This is a genomic window from Collinsella sp. AF02-46-1 (assembly GCF_003465825.1).
In the GTDB taxonomy this organism is placed as follows: Bacteria; Actinomycetota; Coriobacteriia; order Coriobacteriales; family Coriobacteriaceae; genus Collinsella.
The window spans coordinates 14465-35279 of sequence record NZ_QSBV01000013.1 but is presented as its reverse complement, the minus strand read 5'-3'; the positions used below and the strand labels follow the sequence as shown (position 1 = coordinate 35279).

At 60.3% G+C, this 20815-nt stretch carries 27 protein-coding genes; 25 read left to right on the top strand and 2 right to left on the bottom strand.

Annotated features, from left to right (window positions below; genetic code table 11):
* The first annotated feature begins 4 nt into the window (after window positions 1–4).
* Entirely contained in the window at window positions 5–1372 is a 1368-nt protein-coding gene (hydA, locus tag DWV20_RS06650) for a dihydropyrimidinase (RefSeq protein ID WP_117786812.1), read from the top strand.
* A 79-nt stretch (window positions 1373–1451) separates the two neighbouring features.
* Here the strand turns inward: hydA and yqeC are convergent, their stop codons facing one another.
* The gene (yqeC, locus tag DWV20_RS06645; RefSeq protein ID WP_118256641.1) at window positions 1452–2189 is read right to left on the bottom strand and encodes a selenium cofactor biosynthesis protein YqeC; all 738 of its coding nucleotides are present in this window, start codon (window positions 2187–2189) and stop codon (window positions 1452–1454) included.
* Window positions 2190–2291: 102 nt separating this feature from the next.
* Between yqeC and yqeB the strand changes: the two genes are divergently transcribed.
* The 24 genes from yqeB to DWV20_RS06525 all read left to right on the top strand — a co-directional run bounded on the left by yqeB (window position 2292) and on the right by DWV20_RS06525 (window position 18301).
* On the top strand, window positions 2292–3086 hold the full coding sequence (gene yqeB, locus DWV20_RS06640; protein WP_118256640.1) for a selenium-dependent molybdenum cofactor biosynthesis protein YqeB: 795 nt from the start codon (window positions 2292–2294) through the stop codon (window positions 3084–3086).
* Window positions 3087–3095: 9 nt separating this feature from the next.
* A complete protein-coding gene (locus tag DWV20_RS06635) occupies window positions 3096–4139 on the top strand; it encodes an XdhC family protein (RefSeq protein ID WP_118256639.1) in 1044 nt (347 codons plus the stop codon).
* A gap of 127 nt (window positions 4140–4266) precedes the next feature.
* Window positions 4267–5580, top strand: coding sequence for a uracil-xanthine permease family protein (locus DWV20_RS06630; RefSeq protein ID WP_158566334.1), 1314 nt, complete (start codon window positions 4267–4269; stop codon window positions 5578–5580).
* A 307-nt stretch (window positions 5581–5887) separates the two neighbouring features.
* The gene (gene rplE, locus DWV20_RS06625; protein ID WP_006235260.1) at window positions 5888–6445 is read left to right on the top strand and encodes a 50S ribosomal protein L5; all 558 of its coding nucleotides are present in this window, start codon (window positions 5888–5890) and stop codon (window positions 6443–6445) included.
* A gap of 79 nt (window positions 6446–6524) precedes the next feature.
* Window positions 6525–6710 (top strand): type Z 30S ribosomal protein S14, encoded by a 186-nt coding sequence (locus tag DWV20_RS06620; RefSeq protein ID WP_022094280.1) that lies wholly within the window; start codon window positions 6525–6527, stop codon window positions 6708–6710.
* A gap of 119 nt (window positions 6711–6829) precedes the next feature.
* Window positions 6830–7228, top strand: coding sequence for a 30S ribosomal protein S8 (rpsH, locus tag DWV20_RS06615; protein WP_006235262.1), 399 nt, complete (start codon window positions 6830–6832; stop codon window positions 7226–7228).
* 33 nt (window positions 7229–7261) lie between these two features.
* A complete protein-coding gene (rplF, locus tag DWV20_RS06610; RefSeq protein ID WP_006235263.1) occupies window positions 7262–7798 on the top strand; it encodes a 50S ribosomal protein L6 in 537 nt (178 codons plus the stop codon).
* A 75-nt stretch (window positions 7799–7873) separates the two neighbouring features.
* On the top strand, window positions 7874–8242 hold the full coding sequence (rplR, locus tag DWV20_RS06605; protein WP_006235264.1) for a 50S ribosomal protein L18: 369 nt from the start codon (window positions 7874–7876) through the stop codon (window positions 8240–8242).
* A gap of 14 nt (window positions 8243–8256) precedes the next feature.
* Window positions 8257–8781 carry a 30S ribosomal protein S5 gene (gene rpsE, locus DWV20_RS06600; RefSeq protein WP_055252236.1) on the top strand — a complete coding sequence of 175 codons (525 nt, stop codon included), beginning with the start codon at window positions 8257–8259 and terminating at the stop codon, window positions 8779–8781.
* Between the two features lie 2 nt (window positions 8782–8783).
* Complete coding sequence (gene rpmD, locus DWV20_RS06595; RefSeq protein ID WP_006235266.1) at window positions 8784–8966, top strand: 50S ribosomal protein L30; 183 nt, start codon at window positions 8784–8786, stop codon at window positions 8964–8966.
* 3 nt (window positions 8967–8969) lie between these two features.
* Entirely contained in the window at window positions 8970–9419 is a 450-nt protein-coding gene (gene rplO, locus DWV20_RS06590) for a 50S ribosomal protein L15 (protein WP_006235267.1), read from the top strand.
* Window positions 9413–10699: a preprotein translocase subunit SecY gene (gene secY / locus DWV20_RS06585; protein WP_035137447.1), complete on the top strand. Its 1287-nt coding sequence runs from the start codon at window positions 9413–9415 to the stop codon at window positions 10697–10699. Before rplO ends, secY begins: the two co-directional genes overlap by 7 nt.
* Before the next feature lie 18 nt (window positions 10700–10717).
* On the top strand, window positions 10718–11344 hold the full coding sequence (locus DWV20_RS06580) for an adenylate kinase (protein ID WP_006235269.1): 627 nt from the start codon (window positions 10718–10720) through the stop codon (window positions 11342–11344).
* A complete protein-coding gene (map, locus tag DWV20_RS06575; protein WP_006235270.1) occupies window positions 11341–12129 on the top strand; it encodes a type I methionyl aminopeptidase in 789 nt (262 codons plus the stop codon). Before DWV20_RS06580 ends, map begins: the two co-directional genes overlap by 4 nt.
* Window positions 12130–12233: 104 nt before the next feature.
* Window positions 12234–12452: a translation initiation factor IF-1 gene (infA, locus tag DWV20_RS06570; RefSeq protein WP_035137443.1), complete on the top strand. Its 219-nt coding sequence runs from the start codon at window positions 12234–12236 to the stop codon at window positions 12450–12452.
* 150 nt (window positions 12453–12602) lie between these two features.
* The gene (rpmJ, locus tag DWV20_RS06565; protein ID WP_006363204.1) at window positions 12603–12716 is read left to right on the top strand and encodes a 50S ribosomal protein L36; all 114 of its coding nucleotides are present in this window, start codon (window positions 12603–12605) and stop codon (window positions 12714–12716) included.
* 14 nt (window positions 12717–12730) lie between these two features.
* Entirely contained in the window at window positions 12731–13105 is a 375-nt protein-coding gene (rpsM, locus tag DWV20_RS06560; RefSeq protein ID WP_022094275.1) for a 30S ribosomal protein S13, read from the top strand.
* Window positions 13106–13119: 14 nt separating this feature from the next.
* Window positions 13120–13524: a 30S ribosomal protein S11 gene (gene rpsK / locus DWV20_RS06555; RefSeq protein WP_006235274.1), complete on the top strand. Its 405-nt coding sequence runs from the start codon at window positions 13120–13122 to the stop codon at window positions 13522–13524.
* Between the two features lie 19 nt (window positions 13525–13543).
* Window positions 13544–14140, top strand: a complete 597-nt coding sequence (gene rpsD, locus DWV20_RS06550; protein ID WP_006235275.1) for a 30S ribosomal protein S4 — start codon at window positions 13544–13546, stop codon at window positions 14138–14140.
* Between the two features lie 32 nt (window positions 14141–14172).
* Entirely contained in the window at window positions 14173–15114 is a 942-nt protein-coding gene (locus tag DWV20_RS06545) for a DNA-directed RNA polymerase subunit alpha (RefSeq protein WP_006235276.1), read from the top strand.
* Between the two features lie 30 nt (window positions 15115–15144).
* Window positions 15145–15612: a 50S ribosomal protein L17 gene (gene rplQ / locus DWV20_RS06540; protein WP_055252240.1), complete on the top strand. Its 468-nt coding sequence runs from the start codon at window positions 15145–15147 to the stop codon at window positions 15610–15612.
* Between the two features lie 92 nt (window positions 15613–15704).
* Window positions 15705–16529, top strand: coding sequence for a tRNA pseudouridine(38-40) synthase TruA (gene truA, locus DWV20_RS06535; RefSeq protein ID WP_117854451.1), 825 nt, complete (start codon window positions 15705–15707; stop codon window positions 16527–16529).
* A 203-nt stretch (window positions 16530–16732) separates the two neighbouring features.
* A complete protein-coding gene (locus DWV20_RS06530) occupies window positions 16733–17731 on the top strand; it encodes a glycosyltransferase (protein ID WP_147346312.1) in 999 nt (332 codons plus the stop codon).
* A 132-nt stretch (window positions 17732–17863) separates the two neighbouring features.
* Window positions 17864–18301, top strand: coding sequence for an arginine repressor (locus DWV20_RS06525; RefSeq protein WP_006235280.1), 438 nt, complete (start codon window positions 17864–17866; stop codon window positions 18299–18301).
* 184 nt (window positions 18302–18485) lie between these two features.
* On the opposite strand, the gene DWV20_RS06520 is transcribed toward DWV20_RS06525, so the two are convergent.
* A complete protein-coding gene (locus DWV20_RS06520) occupies window positions 18486–20702 on the bottom strand; it encodes a transglycosylase domain-containing protein (RefSeq protein WP_118256636.1) in 2217 nt (738 codons plus the stop codon).
* Between the last annotated feature and the right edge of the window lie 113 nt (window positions 20703–20815).

The following is a 20815-nucleotide window of genomic DNA, read 5'->3' as shown; positions in this document are numbered from 1 at the left end:
AATTATGATCATCATCAAAAACGGCGCACTCGTGACGCCCCAGGGGCTTCGCCGCGCCGATCTTGCCATGGATGGCGATAAGATCGTGCGGATTGCCGCGGCGATTGAGCCGGCCGAGGGCGATACCGTCGAGGATGCTGCGGGCTGCTGGGTGTTCCCGGGCTTTATCGATGGGCACACGCACATGCAGTGCTGGACCGGCATGGATTGGACAGCCGATAGCTTTGAGACCGGCACGCGCGCGGCTGCCTGCGGCGGCACGACGACCATTGTGGACTACGCGACGGCCGATCGCGGCGTGACCATGCCCGATGCCTTGGTCGAGTGGCGTCATCGCGCCGACGGCACCTGCACCGCCAACTATGCCTTCCATATGGCGCTTGCCGAGTGGAATGAGCGCAACCGCGCCGATCTTTCGGCCATGCGCGAGGCGGGCGTGTCGTCGTTTAAGACCTACTTTGCCTACGACCATCTGCGCCTGGACGATGCCGAGACGCTCGAGGTGCTGGAGGAGCTCAAGCGCGTGGGCGGTATCCTGTGCGTGCATTGCGAGAACGGCACGTTGGTCAACGCGCTGCAGAAGCGCGTGTTTGAGCAGGGTATCCACGGGCCCGAGGGCCATGCGCTCAGCCGTCCGGACGTGTGTGAGGCCGAGGCCGTGAGCCGCCTGCTGTATCTGGCGCACTTGGCCGGGGACGCTCCGGTCAACGTGGTGCACCTTTCGACCAAGCTGGGGCTCGAGGCCATTCGCGCTGCCAAAGCGCGCGGGCAGAAGAACATCTATGTCGAGACATGCCCTCAGTATCTGATGCTCGACGACACCTGCTATCTGGAGCAGGGCGAGGACGGCTTTGCGGGCGCCAAGTATGTGATGAGCCCGCCGCTGCGCCATGCCGGCGACCGTGCAGCCCTGCGCGAGGCGCTTGTGGCCGGCGAGATCGATACTATCGCCACCGACCACTGCAGCTTTAACCTGCACGGGCAAAAGGACCGCGGGCGCGACGACTTCCGCGCGATTCCCAACGGCGGGCCCGGCGTGGAGCATCGCCCCGTCGCGATCGCTACGAGCTTTGAGGGACAGCTGGGTCCCGAGGATCTGTGCCGCTTGATGAGCGAGAATCCGGCGCGCGTTTTTGGCATGTATCCGCGCAAGGGCTGTCTTGCCGAGGGCGCCGATGCCGACGTGTGCGTGTGGGATCCGTGCGCGCGTTGGACGATCAGCGCCGCGACGCAGCATCAGGCCGTGGACTACACGCCGCTCGAGGGCTTTGGGGCACATGGCCGCGCCAAGGCCGTGTTTGTGAACGGCGTGCTGGCGGCACGCGACGGCGAGCCCACCGGAGCCCAACCCGGCCGCTACGTGCCCCGCTAACAGGAAGACCGCCGGGGTAGCTAATTTGGGAGATGATTTTTCGGGACGGGGTAGCAAAAAGAGCCCCGTCCCAAATTTGCTACCCCTGGAGGCTGGTGGCGATGAGGGGGCGGTTGAGGGCTGCCTCGAAGCGATCTGCCATTGTTGGGTCGGCAAGCGTGTCGGCTTGGTTGAGCATGACGCGTGCGGTGCTGAGTCCCAGCGCCTGCATCTCGGCATTGAGCACCTGGGCGACGCGCTCGGGCGTGGCGATGTCGGTAGGCTCGCAGCCGCAGCGCTCGCAGAAGAGCTCGGGGCGGTGGACAACCTCGGCGACGGGCCTGCCCAGCCCCGAGGCGCCGACGACCCAGACAACGTTTGCCGTGGCGGCGGGAATTACCGGCTCCCAGGCGGCATGCGCCTTGAGCGGGAGTCGCTTGCTGCCATCTGCCTCGGCCAACACATAGTCAAAGCGCTGCGCCAGCTGGTCGATCGGCTCAGCGGGGGCGGAGAGCTTGCCTGTCTCCGGGTTCAAAACACCCGCCTGGCAGATACTTCCGCGGACAAGTCCCGCGCATGCCTCGCAGGTGCAGCCGGGAACATGTAGGGTCCCCGGCTTCCAAGGCGCGGCGTCCAGGCGACGGCTCGACCCATCCCATGACACGCCGGCGACGGGAAACATGTGCGTGGTGGTACAGAGGAGCACGCGGCCGCCAGCGCGCATGAGCTCGAGACCCAGCGTCTTCAGCAGCGTCGACTTGCCGCCACTGCCGATAATCGCGGTAATGCCCGACTCGATCCTGAGCGCGGAGGCAAGATTGCCGCTAACCGTTTCCATCTGTTCACCGCCGTATAATACTGTGATAATAAATAATCATCAGAGTAGCGGCCGAACCGCTTTTGCTCTGCTCAAACCGTAGCACAGGGAGGTGCCCCGGGAATGCTCGTTTATGTTCGCGGCGCCGGCGATATCGCCACGGGCGTCGCCGCTCGCTTGGTGCGCGCCGGCGTTTCGGTCGTTATGGCCGATATCGCGGTTCCCACGTGCATCCGCCGCACAATCTGTTTTTGCGAGGCCATTCGCCTGGGCGAGGTCGAGGTCGAAGGCATTCGCGCTCGCTTGGCACGGACGCCGGCTGAGGCGCTTGAGATTACCGAGGCTGGAGACGTCGCCGTTGTGGTGGACCCTCAGGCCAAGATGCTCGGCGAGCTGAAACCCGCGGCTGTGGTCGACGCGATTTTGGCTAAGCGCAACTTGGGCACCACGCGCGACATGGCGCCTGCCGTCATCGCTGTGGGGCCGGGCTTTACCGCGCCGGTTGACTGCGACGCCGTGGTCGAGACCATGCGCGGGCATTTTCTCGGCCGTGTCATTACCCAAGGTTCGCCCCAGCCCAACACGGGCGTGCCGGGCATTATCGCCGGCTATGGCAAGGAACGTGTTATCCACAGCCCCACCGCCGGCGTGTTTCGGTCCGACCGCGCAATCGGCGACATCGTGAGCGCCGGAGACGTGATTGGCTACGCGGGCGATACGCCCATGTGCACGCAGATCGATGGCTGTCTGCGCGGGCTTTTGGCGAACGGCGTGCAGGTGACTGAGGGCTTTAAATGCGCCGATGTCGACCCGCGCGGCGATGCCAGCTATATCAACTACATTTCGGACAAAGCGACGTCGGTCGGCGGCGGCGTGCTCGAGGCACTCGCTATGCTCACCGATGTCTTTAGAGGATAGAAGGCGGCAATGGAAAAGCTCGATGTTGTGAATGCGGCGCTTGCCGCCCTGCGTGCTGGCGAGACGTGCGAGCTGGTGGTCGTGGCCGGTACGGCGGGGTCGTCCCCGCGCGGTGTGGGCGCCTGGATGGCCGTCTTTGCCGATGGCAGCCAGGCGGGCACTATCGGCGGCGGCAAGATTGAGCTCTTTGCGCTGGATGAGGCGCGCGAGCTCCTGAGCGCGGGACAGTCGCGTCTGGTCCGCTACACTATGGGCGGCGAGAACTCCGATACCGGCATGATCTGCGGCGGAGCCATCTGCCTGTGCTATCTGCGCCTGGATGTATCGCAGGCGCCGTTGTTCCAGTCGGTTGCCGACATCTTGGCCTATCGGCGCATCGGCGACTTCGTCATCGACTTTGAGCCGTTTATCGCGAGCGTGCTCGAGGGCGATGTGGCCGAGTACCATGGCGAGGAATCGCGCCGCACCATTGCGGGCTGCCCCGGGCTTTCGCTGGTGGAGGAGGGGAGTAAGGTCACCTACACCAACGCCGCCTCCGAGATTCCCACGGCGCACATCGAGACGCTCTGCCCCGAGGGCCTGACCTATATCTTTGGCTGCGGCCACGTGGGCGCTGCGACGGCGCGGGTGCTCACGGCGGCGGGCTTTGCCGTCGTGGCTTGCGACGACCGTCCCGGCACGCTGACCCCCGAATGGGTGCCCGGTGTCTACGACCGTCGTTTGGTCGACTACAAGAACCTGAGCAAGCAGTGCCCTATCGGCCCGCGCGACCTGGTGGTCGTCGCCACGGCGGGTCACAAGTCCGATATCGACGTGGTGATTCAGGCCATGCGCGCCAAGCCCGCCTATCTGGGCTGCTTGGGCTCGCGCCGCAAGACTGCCTTTGTGCGCGCCCGCCTGGAGCAGGAGGGCTTTACGCAGGAGCAAATCAACGAGCTGCACCTGCCGATCGGAGTCGCCATCGAGGCCGAGGACCCCGAGGAAATCGCCATCTCCATCGCCGCCGAGATGATCCACCTGCGCCGCACCAAACTCGTCCCCCGCAAGCGCTAGTCGCATCCCAAATGAGCTGCCCCAGCCCTCTGCCGCATGCGGGTCAAAATGCTACCTGTGCCATATGCCCTATAATGTCCGACCGTTGAGCGGTATGGGGCCGCTGCCTAGGGTATGGGAGGCGCAAATGGCAGAGTCGGCAGCAGGGGATGCCCTGTTCGAGCGTACGGGAAAAGTTTCGTTTGTGCAGGTATTACCCCATGCACTGCAGCATGTGCTGGCGGCATTCGCGGGTATCGTCACGCCCGCCATCATTATCGCGTCGGTCTGTGGCTTTACCCCTCAAGAGGAAGCCGCTGTCATCCAGGCGTCGCTCGTCCTCTCGGCGCTTGACATTTTCCTTCAACAGTTTCCCATAAAAGGTGTCGTCGGTTCGGGCCTGCCCATTGTGATGGGTGCGAGCTTTACCTTCGTGCCGGCGCTCAAGGCAGTCGGTCTTGAGCTTGGTTTTGAGGCCGTACTGGGCGCCCAGGTAATCGGCGGCGCGCTCGTCGCGCTCTTCGGCCTACTGTTTAGGCGCGTGAGTTTTCTGTTTCCGGCCCCGGTGCTTGGCACCGTTATCTTTGTCATTGGCCTGTCGCTATGCCCAGTGGCAGTTGCCTCCATGGCGGGCGGGGAGGGCGCGGCCGATTTTGGCAGTGTCACCAACTGGGCCGTCGCACTCGTGACGTTCGTCGTTACCTTTATGGCCGGCAACTACGGCAAGGGCGCGCTTAGGCTGGGCAGCATCCTGGCTGGTATCTGCGCGGGCTTTGTTTTGGCTGCGGTGTTGGGCATGGTCGATTTCTCGGCCATCGCGACTGCCAGCTGGTTCGCCCCGCCGGCCCTGGGCGCCCATCGCCTGGTGTTCGACCCGGCCGCGTGCGCCGTCGTGGGCGTCGTCGCCATTGTCAACGCCGTGCAGGTTATGGGTGAGTTTGCCGCTGTCTCGTCCGCTGCGCTCGATACCCCTGCGACCGATAGCCAGATCTCGGGTGGCCTGATCGCCAACGGCCTGGTCGGTATGCTGTCGGGCTTTTTTGGCGGCGTCCCCACGGCAACCTTTGGCCAGAACGTGGGCATTATCGCCGAGAACAAGGTCGTCAACCGTATGGTCTTTACGCTTGCCGCCGCCATCTTGCTCATCGCGGGTCTGCTACCCAAGTGTGCGGCAGTGCTCACGTCCATTCCGCAGCCGGTAATCGGCGGCGCCACGATCGGCGTGTTCGCGACCATCGGCATGAACGGCGTTGTCATGTTTGCCCGTCACGGCCTGTCTCAGCGCGATACCACGCTCATGGGTCTCTCTATCGCCTTTGGCACGGGCATTGAGCGCACGGCCGGCGCGCTTGCTGGCGCTGGATTCCCCGCATGGGTCGGCACCGTCTTTGGCGGATCCTCCATTGCCGTCGCCGCACTTGTTGCCGTCGTCCTCAACCTGGTCCTGCCTCGCCAAAAATAACGCCCCATATATGAGTTGCGTTGAAATACGGATTGTTTAAGCCTGTTAGGCCGCCAAACAGTCCCTATTTCACCGCAACTGCTTGTTGAGACCAATTTGTGCGGGGGAGTTGTGGAGTTGTGCAGGCAGACGAGGTTTTTCTGGAAATACTCTCCCGATGCGCGTATAGTACCGATTGTTTTGTCGGCTCCTGCTGCGTCGAGTCCAAACCGCAAAATGCCATGAGCGGCGCGGATGCAGCCAGGAGGCACGAGGACAACCCATCGTGGCCACGCCCCGTGCTTAAAACCCCAAGAAGGAGTGAACAATGGCAGAAGAGAAGTATGTGCCGCGTCTGAAGACCAAGTACAACAACGAGGTCAAGCAGCAGCTTCAGGACAAGTTCCAGTACGAGAACGTCATGATGATCCCCAAGTTTGAGAAGATCGTCGTGAACATGGGTGTCGGCGAGGCCGCTACCGATTCCAAGGCCATCGACGGTGCCGTGCGCGACCTGCGCGCCATCACCGGCCAGCAGCCGATGATCACCCGTGCCCGCAAGTCCATCGCTACCTTCCGCCTGCGCGCTGGTATGCCGATCGGCTGCAAGGTTACCCTGCGTGGCGACCGTATGTGGGAGTTCTTCGATCGTCTGACCTCCGTCGCGATCCCCCGTATCCGCGACTTCCGCGGCATCTCCGCCAAGAGCTTCGACGGCCGTGGTAACTTCTCCATGGGCGTCACCGAGCAGCTCATCTTCCCCGAGATCGACTTCGACTCCGTCGATCACCAGCGTGGTATGGACATCACTTTCGTGACCACCGCCAACACCGATGAGGAGGCCAAGGCCCTTCTGGACGCCTTCGGTTTCCCGTTCAAGAAATAGGTTCACCTGCCCTATGAGCGCCGTTCCCACAAGGGGGCGGCGCTTGGGGCGAACAATACTCTATGTGAGGAGGATATAAGTGGCTAAGACATCGATGATCGTCAAGTGCAATCGCAAGCAGAAGTTCTCTACTCGTGAGTACACGCGCTGCCAGCGCTGCGGCCGTCCGCACTCTGTGTACCGCAAGTTCGGCCTGTGCCGTGTCTGCTTCCGCGAGCTTGCACTCAAGGGCGAGCTTCCCGGCGTTAAGAAGGCCAGCTGGTAAGTCACTACCAGCGTTTCAAGCATCAGTTTGGAACAGGGAAAACGCGCTAAAAAGGCTTTGCCGTTAAGGGCGGCGAAGAACCAAGAGCACGTGTTCATCAAGAACGAAGGAGAATCTGTATGAACCTTACAGACCCGATCGCAGATATGCTTACGCGCATCCGTAACGCTAACTCTGTGAACAAGGCCACGGTCTCCATGCCGAGCAGCAAGAAGCTCGTCGAGATCGCTCGTGTTCTGCACGAGGAGGGCTACATCGAGGGCTACGATGTCGAGGACACCGTTCCCCAGAAGACTCTGCACATCACGCTTAAGTATGGTCCCAAGAAGGCTAAGGTCATCAACGGCATCCGCCGCATTTCCAAGCCGGGCCTGCGTAAGTACACCGGCGTTGCCGACATGCCCCGCGTCCGCGGTGGCCTTGGTACCGCCATCATTTCCACCAGCCATGGCGTCATGACCGACCGCGATGCTCGCAAGCACAACGTCGGCGGCGAGATCATCGCTTACGTCTGGTAATTCGCTCGGTAGGTAGAAGGAAAGGAGATCACCGTGTCTCGTATCGGTAATAAGCCTGTCCAGATTCCCGCCGGAGTCGAAGTGGCAGTCAACGGCAACAACGTTGTCGTCAAGGGCCCCAAGGGCCAGCTCGAGCTCGATGTCTTTGAGAAGCTCGCTATCAACGTCGAGGACAACGTCCTCACCGTTTCCCGTCCCGACGACGAGCGTGAGACCCGTGCCCGCCACGGCCTCACCCGCGCCCTCATCCACAACATGGTTGTTGGCGTTTCCGAGGGCTTCGAGAAGAAGCTCGAGCTCGCCGGCGTCGGTTACCGCGTGCAGCAGAAGGGCAAGAACCTCGAGTTCTCCCTGGGCTTCTCGCACCCCGTGATCGTCGAGGCTCCCGAGGGCATCACCTTCGAGGTTCCCGACAACACCCACGTGAACGTCAAGGGTATCAACAAGCAGCAGGTCGGTCAGATCGCCGCTGAGATCCGCGGCCATCGTCCTCCCGAGCCTTACAAGGGCAAGGGTATCCACTACGTTGGCGAGCACATCCGCCGCAAGCTGGGTAAGGCCGCCAAGTAGTCGTAACCGACTCACTCGCATAAGACCAGCACCCCGTCAGGTGCTGGCAAGATCAACCTTTTTAGGAGTTTACGTATGAACAAGCATAAGGCGAAGCTGGAAGGCCTCAAGCGTCGTCAGCGTCGTGTTCGCGGCAAGGTCTCGGGTACCTCCGAGCGTCCGCGTCTTCGCGTGACCCGTACTAACGCCAACATCTATGCCCAGATCATCGACGACAGCAAGGGCTCCAGCCTGACGCTCGTCTCTGCCTCGACCCTCGAGGCCGAGTTCAAGGGCACCCACACCTCGAACAAGGAGGCTGCGGAGAAGGTCGGTCAGCTCGTTGGCAAGCGCGCCATCGAGGCCGGCATCACCAAGGTCGCCTTCGATCGCGGTGGCCGTATCTACCATGGCCGCGTCAAGGCCCTCGCCGACGGTGCTCGTGCCGCCGGTCTCGAGTTCTAGGAGGTATGTAGCACATGGCTCGTAATCAGAAGCAGCAGCGCGAGGCCTCCGAGTTCGAGGAGCGCGTCGTTTACATCAACCGCGTGTCGAAGACCGTCAAGGGTGGTCGTCGCATGAGCCTCGTCGCTCTCGTCGTCGTTGGCGACGGCAAGGGTAACGTCGGCGTTGGCATGGGCAAGTCCGCTGAGGTGCCCCTGGCCATCTCCAAGGCGTCTCTCGATGCCAAGAAGAACATGTTCCACGTGCCGGTGACCGAGCAGGGCACCATCCCGCACGAGGTTCTCGGCCACTTTGGTGCCGGCCGCATCATCATCAAGCCCGCTGTCGAGGGTACCGGCGTTATCGCCGGCGGCGCTGTGCGTCCCCTCTTTGAGCTTGCTGGCATCAAGAACGTCCTGTCCAAGTCCCTCGGTACCGACAACGGCCTCAACATCATCAAGGCTGCCGTCGAGGGCCTCAAGGAGCTCTCCAGCCCTGAGGACGTCGCGGCTCGCCGTGGCCTGACGGTCTCCGAGATGTTCGTCGGTAAGGAGAACTAAGCATGGCTGACACCATCAAGATCAAGCAGGTCCGCAGCACCAACGGTTGCAAGCAGGACCAGGTCCGTACTGTCCGTGCCCTCGGTCTCCACAGGATCCGCGAGGTTCGCGAGATTGCTGACAACGAGTCCGTCCGCGGCATGATCTTCAAGGTCAAGCACCTTGTCGAGATTGTAGAGGAGTAGCAAATGCAGCTTCACGATCTTACTCCCGCGCCCGGTTCCACCAAGAACCGTAAGCGCGTCGGCCGTGGCAATTCTTCGGGTCACGGCACCACTTCTGGCCGCGGCCAGAAGGGCCAGGGTTCCCGCTCTGGTGGCACCAAGGGTGCCGGCTTCGAGGGTGGCCAGACTCCGCTGGCTATGCGCCTGCCCAAGCTTCCGGGCTTCCGCAACCCCCGTCGTATCGAGTACACCGCTGTTAACGTTGAGCGTCTCGAGCGTAAGTTCGAGGACGGCGCTGTAATCGACGGTGCCGCTCTTAAGGCCGCTCGCATCACCAAGAGCGAGTTCGAGCCCGTCAAGGTGCTCGGCAATGGTGAGCTCACCAAGAAGTTCACGGTCAAGGTCGACAAGGTCAGCGCTTCTGCGCAGGCCAAGATCGAGGCCGCTGGCGGAAAGGTCGAGCTGCCGTGCTAAATGGTCTTAAGAATGCTTTCCGCATCAAAGAATTGCGCGAAAAGATTCTTTTTACCATAGCTATGCTCGTCGTGTACCGCATTGGTGCGCACGTTCCTGTGCCCGGCATTCCCTTCCAGGGGATGCTGGGCCTTTTCTCGACCGATAACAATTCGGTCGCCGCAGGTGCTATGGCCCTCCTGAATCTTTTCTCTGGCGGCGCGTTGAGCTATGTGTCGGTGTTTTCGCTGGGCATCATGCCTTACATCACCAGCTCGATCATCCTCCAGATGCTCCAGGCCGTCGTGCCTTCCCTGCATGAGCTTGCCCGCGAGGGCGAGGTCGGTCAGACCAAGATTACGCAGTATTCGCGTTACCTCACCCTGGCTCTGGCAATCCTCAACTCCGTGGGTTACCTCTTCCTCTTTAAGAGCTTCGGCATCAGCTTCAATGGCGCCGGCGCTCCCGAGATCATCTTCGACCTCATGATCGTCGGTACGCTCACCGCAGGCGCTATGCTGATCATGTGGATTGGTGAGCTCATCACCCAGCGCGGTATCGGCAATGGCATGTCGCTGATCATCTTTGCGAACATCATGGCCGGTCTGCCGCAGGCGATCTTCTCCAGCACCGAGGGCAATGCCGGTGGCATCATCACCATGGTGATCATCTGCGCCATCATCCTGCTGGTTATCCCGCTGATTGTTTTCCTTGAGCGCGGCCAGCGCCGCATCCCGGTCTCTTACGCCAAACGCGTCGTGGGCCGTCGCATGATGGGTGGCCAGACCACCTACCTGCCCATCAAGGTCAACACCGCGGGTGTCGTGCCGATCATCTTCGCTTCGGCGCTGCTGTACTTCCCGGCTCAGATTGCCGTGTTCTTCCCCGGCATCGGCTGGATTCAGGCAGTTGCCTCTGCGCTTTCGACCGGTTGGCTCAACTGGGTGCTTAACGTTGTCCTCATCGTGTTCTTCGCGTACTTCTACACCTCCATGGTGTTCAACCCCGATGACACGGCCGATAACCTTAAGAAGCAGGGCGGCTTTATTCCGGGCGTGCGTCCGGGTAGGGCTACCGCGGCCTACATCAAGAACGCGCTCAACAAGATTACGCTTCCCAGCGCTGTCTTTTTGGCGCTCATCGCCATCGTGCCTTCGATCATCTTCTCCTTCACGGGTAACCATCTGATCCAGGCATTTGGCGGCACGTCCATCCTCATCATGGTCGGCGTCGTGCTCGACACGGTCGATAAGCTCGAAGGCCAGATCAAGATGTATGATTACGATGGATTCTTTAAATAGGCTAGAGGAGGATTGCTCATGAACCTCGTATTGCTCGGAGCTCCGGGTGCCGGTAAGGGCACCGTCGCACAGGAGCTCGTCGCCGAGTTTGGCGTCGCCCACATTTCCACGGGCGACCTGCTGCGTGCTGCCGTCAAGGGCGGCACCGAGCTTGGTATTCAGGCTAAGAAGTACATGGACGCTGGCGAGCTCGTTCCCGACCAGCTCGTGATCGACCTTGTCAAGGAGCGCCTTGCCGCCGATGACGCCCAGCAGGGCTTCATTCTCGACGGCTTCCCGCGCAACACCGCCCAGGCTGTGACGCTCGATTCCGAGCTCTCCGCCATGGGTCGCGAGATCGATTGCGCCCTTCTGGTCGATGTGGCCCCCGAGGTCATTATCGATCGTCTGTCTTCGCGTCGCACCTGCCGCGCCTGCGGTTACACCGGCACTGCTGCCGATGCTACCTGTCCCAAGTGCGGTGGCGAGATGTATCAGCGCGACGACGACAAGCCCGAGACCATCAAGAACCGTCTCGACGTCTACGAGAAGTCCACGAGCCCGCTCGTCGACTACTATCGTGGCCAGGGTCTGCTCAAGTCGGTCAACGGTGACCAGGCTCGCGAGACCGTGTACGGGGATGTCAAAGAGGCTCTCGGTCTATGATCAAGATTAAGTCTGCAACGCAAATCGAGCAGATGAAGAAGGCAGGAGCGCTATCTAAGATGGCGCTCCGCCACGTTGGAGCCATGGTGCGCCCTGGTGTTTCGACCTTTGAGCTCGATCAGCTCGCGGAGCAGATTATCCGTATGCATGGCGGCACCCCGGCCTTTAAGGGTTACGGCGGGTTTCCCGGTACCATTTGCGCATCGATTAACGATGCCGTGGTCCACGGCATTCCCAACCCCGACATGATCCTGCGCGATGGCGATATCATTTCCATCGATACGGGAGCCGTTGTCGACGGTTGGGTCGGCGATAACGCTTGGACGTTTTTTGTCGGCACACCCACGCCCGAGGCCAAGGCCCTGTGCGAGGTTACGCGCGATTGCCTTAAGGCTGCCATCGAGCAGGCTGTTCCCGGTAACCATATCGGGGACGTCGGTTATGCCGTTCAGTCCCTCGCTGAGTCTCACGGTTACGGCGTGCTTCGCGACTATGTGGGCCATGGCATTGGCCGCGTGATGCACGAGGACCCCAACGTTCCTAACTATGGAAAGAAGGGGAGGGGCGTTCGCCTCCAGGCTGGCATGGTCATTGCCATCGAGCCGATGGTTACGATGGGTTCCAACCATGTGAGCACGGGCTCCGACGGTTGGATTGTTACGACCAACGACCACCTGCCCGCCGCGCACTACGAGAACACCGTCGCCATTACCAATGACGGTCCGGTGATTCTCACCACCGACGCGCAAGGTGCTTGGTGTTCGCTCCAAGGCGGAGAAATGTAACAAGTTTCATTTAGTTGTGGAGCCATTACGAAGTTATTACGATGCGTGCATACGTGTTGTAGAATACTCAATCGCTGTCGTTTTCTAGAGAAAGATGATTGCTTGTGAAGAAGGAAGACGCAATTGAGCTCGAGGGTACGGTAAAGGAACCGCTGCCCAACGCCATGTTTAAGGTCGAGCTCGAGAACGGTCATTCGGTTCTGTGCAACATTTCTGGCAAGATCCGAATGAATTACATCCGTATTCTCCCCGGTGACAGGGTTGTCGTGGAGCTTTCCCCGTACGACCTGACCCGCGGCCGCATCACCTATCGCTACAAATAGCGGCACGCATACACGCACTCCATTTCCGACTGCAGGCTTAGCTCAACCTACGGTCGGATTGTGTGTGAAGACCAGCCATAGTTTTAAACGCCTGCGGCTGGGCGAGTAGATAGTAGGGAAGTAGTTTGAGCGCTACCGAAAGGAAGAACGATGAAGGTACGTCCTTCGGTCAAGAAGATGTGCGATAAGTGCAAAATCATTAGGCGCCATGGCAAGGTCCTCGTTATTTGCGAGAACCCCCGTCATAAGCAGCGTCAGGGTTAAGAGAGGAGACTACGTTGGCCCGTATTAATGGTGTCGACCTCCCGCGTGAGAAGCGCGTTGAGATCGGTCTGACCTACATTTACGGCATCGGCCGCACCACTGCGACGAAGATCTGCGTCGAGTGCAACGTTAACGTGGATACGCGCGTTAAGGACCTCACCGAGGATGAGGTTAACGCCATCCGCGATTATATCGATAAGAACCAGATCATGGTTGAGGGCGACCTCCGCCGTGAGCGCAACCAGAACGTCAAGCGCCTTATGGACATCGGCTGCAACCGCGGCCTTCGTCACCGCAAGGGCCTCCCGGTCCGCGGCCAGCGCACCCACACTAACGCTCGTACCCGCAAGGGCCCGAAGCGTCAGATCGGTGCTAAGAAGAAGAAATAAGGAGCGCTAGATAGATGGCTACTGCTAAGAAGAACGTTCGCGCTGCCCGTCTGAAGCGCGCGGACCGTAAGAACATTTCCGTGGGCCAGGCTCACATTCGTTCTACGTTCAACAACACGATCGTTTCGATCACCGATCCCCAGGGCAACGTCATTTCCTGGAAGTCGGCTGGCCAGGTGGGCTTCAAGGGCTCCCGTAAGTCCACGCCGTTCGCTGCCCAGATGGCTGCCGAGGCTGCTGCCAAGCAGGCCATGGAGCACGGCATGAAGAAGGTTTCCGTCTTCGTCAAGGGCCCCGGCTCCGGTCGTGAGACCGCCATCCGCTCCCTCCAGGCTGCTGGCCTCGAGGTCTCGAGCATCCAGGACAAGACCCCCATTCCGCACAACGGCTGCCGCCCCAAGAAGCGTCGCCGCGTGTAACTGAAAGGATCGTATCAATATGGCAATCGACAGGACTCCTGTTCTTAAGCGCTGCCGTCAGCTCGGGATCGATCCCGCTGAGCTCGGTTACAGCAGCAAGAAGGAATCTATCCGTCAGCCCAAGCGCCGTCGCAAGGAATCTGAGTACGGCATGCAGCTGCGCGAGAAGCAGAAGGTCAAGTTCATCTATGGCGTTCTGGAGAAGCAGTTCCACGGCTACTTCAACAAGGCCCGCAAGATGAACGGCGTCACCGGTGAGAACCTCATGATCATCCTTGAGTCTCGCCTCGACAACGTCGTCTTCCGTCTTGGCTTCGCCCGTACCCGCAAAGAGGCTCGTCAGTCCGTCCGTCACGGTCACTTCACCGTGAACGGCAAGCGCGTGGACATCCCGTCCTACCGCGTCAAGGCCGGCGACGTCGTCGCTGTCGGCGAGAAGTTCCGTGACCTCCTCCCCATCAAGGAGGCCCTGATTTCCTCCGAGCGCTTTGAGGTCCCTGGCTGGCTCGAGGTCGATATCGAGAAGCTGTCTGGTAACGTGCTCGCTCTGCCGACGCGTGAGCAGATCAGCGGTGATATCAACGAGCAGCTCATCGTCGAGCTCTACTCTAAGTAGTCCATCCGGGCTGCTGAGGCTGGAGGTAATACATGTCAGAATTCATTAGGCCTCAGGTTCAGGTCGAAGAGATCAACGAGACGTCTGCTCGTGTCTCCGTCGAGCCGCTCGAGCGTGGTTACGGCGATACGCTGGGTAACTCCCTTCGTCGCGTTCTTCTGTCCTCGCTCGAGGGTGCCGCCGTCGAGGCTATTCAGATCGATGGTGCGCAGCACGAGTTCATGACCATCCCTAACATGGTCGAGGATGTCACCGACATCGTCCTGAATGTCAAGGGTCTTGTCTTCAGGGCTCTCGGCACGACCGACGAGGCGACCGCCACCATCTCGGTTGACGGCCCCTGCGAGGTCACCGGTGCGGACTTCTTTATTCCGTCCGAGTTTGAGCTGGTCAACCCCGAGCAGCACATCGCTACGCTCACCGAGGGTGGCCATCTCACCATGAGCATGCGCATCGGCTATGGCCGCGGCTATGTTTCTGGCGAGGCCAACAAGCGCGACAACGATCCCATCGGTGTGATCCACGTCGACTCGCTGTACTCGCCGGTTTCCCGTTGCGCCAAGCTCGTTGAGGCTTGCCGTGTCGGTCAGCACACCGACTACGACCGCCTTGTCCTCGAGATCGAGACCAACGGCTCCATCGCCCCGCGCGACGCCGTGGTCCAGGCTGCCAATATCATCAACCAGCATATGGCCGCCTTTATGAACCTTGCCGAGACCCCCGAGGTCGAGGAGGAGGCTTCGATCTTCGCTCCCGAGGTCACCAACGACAACGCCGAGCTGGACAAGCAGATCGAGGATCTGGACCTTTCCGTCCGTTCCTACAACTGCCTTAAGCGCGCCAGCATTCACTCGGTCCGTCAGCTCGTTGAGTTCTCGGAGAACGATCTGCTCAACATCCGTAACTTCGGTGTTAAGTCGATCGAGGAAGTGAAGGACAAGCTTGAGTCCATGGGCCTGAGCCTGAAGGCTTAATGCTTCGCATATTTGAGGAGAAACTAGACCATGCGTCACAACGTTAAGAAGGGCCTGAAGCTCGGCACCGATGCGAGCCACACCAAGGCCATGAAGAAGAGCCTTGCTAAGGCCCTCTTCGAGAACGACCGCATCAAGACCACCGAGACCCGCGCTAAGGCGCTGCGTTCGGTCGTCGATCCGATCATCACCTGGGCCAAGAAGGGCGACCTGCACTCTCGTCGTCTGGCTATCGCCAAGCTCGGCGATAAGCAGCTCGTTGCCGAGATCTTCGACAAGGCTGCTCAGGGCATGTGGCAGGACCGCAACGGCGGTTACACCCGCATCATGAAGCTCGGTAATCGTAAGGGCGATAACGCTCCCATCGTTATCATGGAGCTCGTCACCGAGCCTTGCACGCCTAAGGCCAAGAAGGCTGCTCCGGCCCCCAAGAAGGCCGCTGCTCCCAAGAAGGTCGAGGCTGTCGAGGAGACTGCTGCCGAGGAGACCGCTGAGTAGACATTCCGTCTGCATAGGCTATATTCGAGGGGTACGTTCGCGTACCCCTCTTTTTTTGTCGCGATACCGTTGCTTGTTTGTTGGGAGCGCCCATGACTGCGCCGTCTGATTTCAATTCGATTTCCGAGCTTGACGCCACGCTCGTATTTCGCGTGGCCTATGATGGCTCGTCGTATAGCGGATTTGCCGAGCAGCCGGGACAGACGACGGTTGCGGGTGAGCTACGTCGAGCCATCGAGACGCTGCTTCGCCGCCCGATCGATCTGACGTGCGCGGGGCGTACCGATGCCGGCGTGCATGCCGTGGCTCAGTACATCAGCGTGCCCGTAACGGACGCTGAGCTCGCTTGTACGCGCCGTAGGTGGCTGAGGGCTATGGATGCCCTCCTGCCCAAAGATATCGCCATAAACGAGGTCTACAGGGCCCGTAAAGGCTTTTCTGCACGCTTTGACGCGCATTCCCGTACGTATACATACCGTATTGCCGATCGCGATGCGCGCCCCGTGCTGTCCCGCGGTGCCGTGTGGTGGCATCGCTATCCCTTGGATGTTGAGGCTATGTCTTCTGCCTGCCCCGCGCTGCTGGGCGAGCAGGACTTTAAAAGCTTTTGCAAGGTTGCCTCGGCCGTTGGCAAGCCCACGCATCGCTGCGTGATGCGTGCCGAATTTGGCCATGAGGTTGCGTTTGGCGAGGACATCCTGACGTTTACCATCGAGGGCAATGCGTTTCTGCATTCGATGGTCCGTACGATCGTGGGCACGCTTGTCGAGATTGGCATGCATCGCCGTGAACCCGAGTGGATGCGCGAGGTTATCGATGCTTGCGACCGTACCGCTGCGGGCCCCACGGCTCCTGCCTGCGGCCTTACGTTTATGGGCGTGGATTACGATCCCGCCGAGCTTGTCGTGCTCGACTAGGGGAGGGCTTGACGTGTCGTGCGTCGACACCTGTCATCTGTGGGCTGCGCGTGTGCAACATCTGTTCTTGGCGTGCAATGCAACCGGTGTCTCATTGCTTTTATTGCCGGGGTGTACCATGAACATCGGTTTGATTCATTGCTGTCGAGAGGACGGATAATTTGGTTCGACGTGGTTCGCATCCGCGACTTTCGGTGATCCTTGTGGTAGAAGGTTCGCCCAGCTATGCGATGCGTGCGCTCGAGAGTATCCAGAACCAAGACCTCTACGATTTGCAGATTGTCGTTGTCTGCCGCGATGCTGCGCCCGGTGTGCGCCATTCGCTTCAAGTTACTGCCGACAGGGACATCCATATTGATTTGATTGACGTCGAGGACGCGAAGCGCGGCGCTTGTCTTCGTGCCGGTTTTGATGCCTCGCGCGGCTCTCAAATCATCGCCATGAACGCCGATGAGTGGTTTGCTCCGCAGGCCCTTTCCAAGATGGTCGATATCGCGTGCGATACTGCGGCAGACATTGTGCTCCCCTCGGTGTCGCTCGATCGATACGATGCGCATCGCGAGCGTCATTCGCGCGTCTTGGATGCTGCCTCTATTGCCATAGAAGACGAGTCTTCTATGGTGACTGGGCTGCCCCAGTTGATTTTGGGCGGCCTAGTCGCTCAGACCTCTGGCGTGATGTATAGCCGTCCGCTGTTTGAGGCATGCCTGTCGCGCGGCAAGGCGTACCGTACGGTTGAGTTTATGGCTTATGCGCTCTCGCAGGCACGATTCGTGTCCGGCTGCGGCGACGCTTGTTTCCACGCGGCGGCACCTAAGCTTACAGATGCCTTTGATCCCACCATGTATGCCAGGATATCCGATGACACTCGAGCGCTCGACGAGCTTGCGGACTCACTCTCGGAAGCAGATAGCGGTGGTCGGCTCAAGCTGGCAAGCCAAAAGTTCTACTTTGCCGGACTGGTCGCCTGCATCGAGAATTTGTGTCTGAGCCCGCATGGGGTGTCGTCAATCGAGCGTTCCGCCCGCATGCGTGATATGCTCGAGGCGCCTCGAACCCGTCAGATGGTCGCCGCGCTCAAGGATAACCATCGGGGACTCGGTCTGTTGTTTGGGCCGATCGCCAGCGCCAAGCCCGCGCGTTGCGTGATGTGTACGCATCTGGCAGCTTTTCTTAACCGGACGGGCGCAAAAACCGCCTAAACGGCTCATTACGAAACAAACTTGCATAGAATTGTTTCGAAATGCGTTCTTATACACAAAAGCCTTCAAATAGCGTTAAACTATTCAATCACTGATTGATTGTCTCCGCCATCTTTTGGAGAGAGGGTTTGTATGGCTAAAAAACGCAATGGGCGCCAGGATGCCATTAGAGATATTGTGCGCAATAAGGATGTCCGCACGCAGCGCGTGCTGGTCGATGAGCTCCGTGCTATGGGCTTTGATTGCACGCAGGCGACTGTCTCTCGCGATATTGCCGATATGGGGCTGCGTAAGCTCCCTGAGGGCATCTATGTTCTGGCAGAGGACCTGCACCTGCAGCGTATGGTTTCCGAGCTCGTAACGGGCGTTCTGCGTACTGATAATCTGGTTATGATCAAGGCTCAGCCTGGCACGGCTTCCGGCATCGCCGCCGCCGTTGATGCGGCAGAGTTACCCGATGTGCTTGGCTCGCTTGCCGGCAACGATACGATTTTGGTTATTGCCCAGACGGCCGAGGACGGCGAGCGTCTCGAGGCGCTGATCAATAAGTTGAGCAATTCTCGCAAGTAGGTGTGCGGGTCGTGCGCTCGGCATTGTGTGCGCTGACATAGTGGCTTGTAAGGGGCATCGACGTTGGTCGGTACCCCTTTTTGTTTGCCGGTATAAAGACCGCCCACCAGGTCGCTTCAAACTAAAAGGCCCCGAGCAGTTCAATAAGCTGCTCGGGGCCTTGTTGGCTTTAGTCGCGTACTTCTTAGCCGACCGTATCGTCAGGCGTGGGCGAGGGGTCGGGAGTGGGCGTAGGCGTAGGCGTAGGCGTAGGCGTAGGCGTAGGCGTGCCGCCATCGCCGCCGGTCGAACCACCAGTGGAGCCACCCGTCGAGCCACCGGTCGTACCGGTGCCGCCGGTGGTGTCGCCGCCCGTGGTCTCGGTGGTCGTGGTCGTCGTGGTAGTCGTTGTGGTGGTTTCCTCTTCCTCTTCGTCCTTGTCCTTGTCGTCGTTCTCCGACTTCTTGGTGTTGTTGGTGCCGTAGAACTTCCAGACGCTGTTGTTCTTGTAGGTGGGCGCCGTTCCGGTCGCAAACTCCTCGCGCTCGGTACCGGTCAGAACGGTGTTCATAAACCGCTTAAAGACAGGCAGGTTGGTGCTGTCGCCCAGCAGGTCCGTGCCGTACTTTTGGATGGGGATCTCGCCCGCGGAATAGCCGGTCCACAGGGCGCACGCCAACTGCGGGGTATAGCCGCAGAACCACAGGTTGGTGGTGTTGTCGGTGGTGCCCGTCTTGCCGGCATAGGGCTGGTTGACACTCAGAGCGCCGGCAGCACCCGTACCGCTGCCCTTCATGACGCCGGACAGAACATCGGTGACCGCGGCGGCCTCGCCCTCGGTAAGCACCTGTGAGGGATTGTCGGTGTGCTGGTACAGCACCGAACCGGTACGAGAGTCAATCTCGGTGATGGCGATCGGCTGGCGATAGTAGCCGCCGTTGGCAAACGTCGCGTAGGCGGCGGCCATCTCGAGCGGCGAGATCGAGCCGGTGCCGAGGGTCATGACGGGAACGTCCTCGATGTTGTCCTTGGCGGGGTCGATGCCGAGCTTTTTGACGAGCGAGATGATCTTGCTGTTACCGACGGCTTCCGCCACCTGGATGTAGCCGGTGTTGGAGGAGTATGCCGTCGCCTGCTTAAGCGTGATGTTGCCATAGCTCTGGTTGGCGTAATTTTGGACCTCGGTCGTGGTGCCCTTGGCCTTGAGCGGCGAGTTGCAGTTGAGGGTGACGTTGGGGTTCATGCCGTTTTGGATGGCAGTTGCCAGCGTAAAGGCCTTAAAGGTGGAGCCGACGGGACGCTTGGCCGTGGCATGGTTTACGTGGTTCTCGTCGGCGTTGTAGTCGTAGCCGCCCACCATGCACTTGATGTAGCCGGTCTTGGGGTCGACGACGACCATGCCCATGTCCAGGCCGTCAAGCGAGAGCGTGTCGAGCTGCTCGCGGACGGCATTCTCTGCCACCTGCTGCATCGTGGGGTCGATGGTGGTCTTGACGGTCAGGCCGCCCTTAAAGAGCACGTCGGTCGAGAACTCCTGCTCCAGCAGCTGCTTGACGTAGGAGACAAAGTAGGGCTGCGAGTATACGTCGACGCCGCTGCCCGAGATTTCGGTCACATTGAGGGTGATGGGTTCGGCCTGTGCGGCATCGTGCTCCTCCTGGGTGATGTGGCCCAGGCGCAACATGTTGTCGAGGACCTTGTTGCGACGGGACAGCGCCAGGTCGGGGTTGACCGTAGGGTCGTACTGCGAGGGCGAGTTGGGAAGGCCGATCAACAGCGCGGCCTCGCTCAGGGTGAGGTCGGCGGCGCTCTTGGACAGATAGGTCTCGGCTGCGGCCTCGATGCCGTAGGCGCCGTGGCCGTAATAGATGGTGTTGAGGTACATCATGAGGATCTCGTCTTTGGAGTACATGTCCTCCATCTTGATGGCGATGTAGGCCTCGCGCACCTTACGCTCAATGGTCGAGTCGAATTGCTCCTCCTGCAGGATGGTGTTGCGCACAAGCTGCTGGGTGATCGTCGAGGCGCCTTCGTGCCCGCCGCCGAGGGTTGCCACCGCAGCACGCGCGATACCCCACAGGTCGATACCGCCGTGCTCGTAGAAGCGCTCGTCCTCGACGTCAACGGTGCCCTGCAGCACGTAGGGGGAGACCTCGTCCTTGGTGATGGACTTGCGGTTTTGCGTGTAGAAGCTCGCGATCTTGTTGCCGTTACAGTCGACGATCTCGGTGGGCTCGCTCACCAGATACGCGTTGGCGTCGGTGTAGTCGGGCAGATCGGACAGCCAGCGGTTGACGTTACCGACCATGCCGATGCCAAACGCCACGCCCGCAATCAGCAGAAAGCCCAAAAACGAGAGCAGGATTATGGGCAGGGCGTGCGTCTTTGAACGGCTGTGTCCCTGTCGTTGGCGAGGACCCATATATTGACCTCCAGGTATGTCGTGCCAGACGGTGGATGTGCCGTCGGGGCAGGATGGACATAAGTTATTACACGATAAACCAAACGGGGCGCGCGAGGCCTCGTGTATGCTGG